Annotated in this window: 3 protein-coding genes; 2 read left to right on the top strand and 1 reads right to left on the bottom strand. The window is 57.8% G+C overall.

Annotated elements, in window-relative coordinates:
• Both KKA81_16375 and KKA81_16370 read left to right on the top strand, forming a co-directional pair.
• A partial coding sequence (locus tag KKA81_16375; protein ID MBU2652503.1) for a sulfite exporter TauE/SafE family protein occupies window positions 1-655 on the top strand: 655 nt, incomplete at its 5' end.
• A 184-nt stretch (window positions 656-839) separates the two neighbouring features.
• Window positions 840-2,414, top strand: coding sequence for a hypothetical protein (locus KKA81_16370; protein MBU2652502.1), 1,575 nt, complete (start codon window positions 840-842; stop codon window positions 2,412-2,414).
• A 29-nt stretch (window positions 2,415-2,443) separates the two neighbouring features.
• On the opposite strand, the gene KKA81_16365 is transcribed toward KKA81_16370, so the two are convergent.
• Window positions 2,444-2,961, bottom strand: a 518-nt coding sequence (locus KKA81_16365; protein ID MBU2652501.1) for a prolipoprotein diacylglyceryl transferase, incomplete at its 5' end; no start/stop codon positions are given.

Genomic DNA, 2,961 nt, shown 5'->3' with positions numbered 1-2,961 from the left:
CGATACGCTTCGCAGCCGCCGGAACACCCTGACCCGCGAGCAGAAACCGGGTCTGGCCGAGCGCGTCATGAGATTCCGGGTGCCGCCGATGGTGTATTTCCCGACTGCCGATGTCACTCTATCGGTATGGCTGGTCGGGGCAGTCGGGTTACTCACGGGATATCTGGCGGGCTCAATCGGAATCGGCGGATTTTTCGGGGTACCGGCCATGATTTACTTCTTCGGCGTTCCAACCGTGGTGGCGGCCGGGACGGAGGTATATTTGGCGATTTTTATGGGAGCATTTGGCGCTCTCAGCTACGCCTGGGGCGGGTTTGTCGATCTCCGACTCACCTTCCTGCTCTATCTCGGATCGTTAGCCGGGACCTATCTGGGCGCCTATGGAACGAAGGTAGTCAAAGAGCGGACGATTCGCCTCATTACGGCTCTCACGATCATGGTCAGCGTGGTCAGCCGGATGCTTAACGTCCCGATCTATCTCCACCGGATGGAATTCTTCACGATTTCCGACTCCGGTACCGAGGTTTTGAGTCTCCTGAGTAAGACCATTCTGTTTGTCGGCGGGAGCGCTTTTGTTGTGTTTATTCTTTTCCACGTCATGCGAGCGTACCGTCGACGACGCCGGGTCCGGCGTATGCTGCGTCGCGCGCGATAAAACCGCTGTCCGGCGCAGCCCCGCGCACATACTGCGACGCCCACCTACGGATTGAACAAAGGATGGCTCACATTCGTTGATATTGGATAGGAGCCGGGGCTTTTGCGTTAATGTCATTGACTTACGGCTCCAGTTGGGCCAACTTACGAGGGGATTTGTGACAAATCGGTAAGGAGTATGTCTGATGCGACCGTTGCATAATGTTCTGGCAGTTTCTTTTCTCCTGAGTGTTCTCGTGCTCCTGGTGGGCAGCTGCTCTGACAATGGTCCGGACAACAGCATCACCGCTCAACTGGTGATTACACCGGATCTGGTATTCCGTGAGGTCGAGTACGGCGTGAGTCCGTCGGCCCAGTGGGTGATTGTCAGTAGTAGCGGTTCCGGCGCCGCTCGTTATTCAGCCCGAGTCGCATCGGGCGACACCTGGATCGGTCTGTACAACCAGACCAACGGTATCGCGCCGGACAGTTTTATCGTCAACTTCCAGCTCGGAAGGCTTCAGGCCGGCACGTATCTCGACACGATCATAATTGAATCCCCCGACGTTGCGAATTCCCCGTATATGCTGCCGGTGCGGCTGGTCGTTTTCAATCTGCTGCAGGTCATTCCTCCCGCGTTTGCTTTCTCCATGACATCGGGTGGTGACGAACCGGCGCCTGAAGCCATGCTTCTGCTCGGCAACTCCAGTACGCCGATAGACCTGACCCTGAGCCATAACTCTACGTGGCTCGACCTGGAAAAGACGGCAACCTCAACCCCGGACACGATTACGCTCACTGCGACCGGCACCGGTCTGGCGGCGGGTACATATTTCGACACGATCTCAATCGACGCGCCGACGGCGTATTATCCAATCACTGTTCCGTGCAGTCTCGTGGTTGCGAGCTGGCTGAAAGATACGCTCGACGACCGACGCGATCTGCGTGACGTGTACTTTTTGAATAGCAGCCGGGGTTTTGCAGTGGGTGCGCTCAATGACGCGACCGGTGGCGGACTCATTCTGCGCACCGATGACGGCGGTATGACGTGGTTGACTGACGATGTACCGGACATTGCGGTCGGCAACATCACTTTTGTCGATCAGGATAACGGCTGGGCGGTTGGATCGCACTTGCTGCACCGTACCCGCAATGGGAGCGCCGCCGAACCGACCTGGACCGAGCAAACCATTACGGATACCATGAACGCCGTGGCGTTTGCCGATACCTCGCTCGGCTGGCTGGTCGGCAAGGATGGCAAGATCCTGCGGACGACCAACGGCGGTGCAACCTGGTCATCGATTTCGCCGATAACATCTTTCTCGCTGTTCCGGCTGCAGTTTGTCGGTCCCGACTCCGGCTGGGCCGTGGGTAACAACGGGGTCATTCTGTTTTCCGCCGACAGCGGCAAAAGTTGGGTCAAACAGGACTGGGGGGGGAGCAACGATCTCAACGGGCTGTTTTTTACCGACAACATGAATGGCTGGGTGGTCGGCGCGCTGGGGATCATGCTGCATACCACCGATGGCGGCGTCACCTGGAACATTTTGCCGGCTTACACCAGCAATGATTTGGAGGCCGTGCGGTTCGCACCCGGCGGTCGCGGTTGGGCGGTGGGCGCCTCGGGGACGATCCTGTTCACGTCCGACGGCTCGACCTGGACATCGCAGCCCAGTGGCGTAGCGACGCGACTAAACAGCATGTTCTTCCTCGATGACAACGTTGGCTGGATCGTGGGCGTGCAAGGGATCGTATTGCGTACAACGGGCGGCGGGCTCTAGCGCCTCGCCGGCCCGGTAGATTCCTGCGGTTATTTGCTTTCGGCGAAGTTGCCGCCCCACGGGTGTTCGAGCCGAGCGTGTTTCGCCTGGTAGAAGTAAATGCCGATTCCCAGCAGGAACAACGCGAGTGAAACCACCTGATTGTAGGTGGGGCTGAGGCTGCCCAGAGCAAAGTGCATCTCCGCTTCATAGTAGCGCACATATTCAATTGCAAACCGGAACACCGCCTCGATCATAAACAGAAGTCCAACCGCCTGCCCGATAAATTTCCGTCGCTGCAACACAACGTGCAGCAGGATGAAAATCATAATCCCGTACAATGAACTGTAGAGTTGAGCCGGGTGAACGGCCTGGTTCTGGAAGACCATCCACGGCAGCGACCCCTCAGGAAAGTGAATGCCCCACGGCAGATCGGTGGGCGTTCCGAAGCAGCAACCGTTGAGAAAACAGCCGATACGGGTGATGCCAAGGCCCAGACCAAGAGTCGGGGCGAAGTAGTCGAAAATGTCAATCACGGACAGGTGCTTCAGACGCGCATAGAGGAAGG

The sequence above is a fragment of the Bacteroidota bacterium genome, from assembly GCA_018831055.1.
In the GTDB taxonomy this organism is placed as follows: domain Bacteria; phylum Bacteroidota; class Bacteroidia; order Bacteroidales; family B18-G4; genus M55B132.
This window is presented reverse-complemented; position numbering and strand designations above follow the sequence as displayed.

What these genes read in the sequence shown, in the direction of transcription:
- KKA81_16370 (MBU2652502.1), top strand. Translation starts at nt 840, where the DNA reads ATGCGACCGTTGCATAATGTTCTGGCAGTTTCTTTTCTCCTGAGTGTT.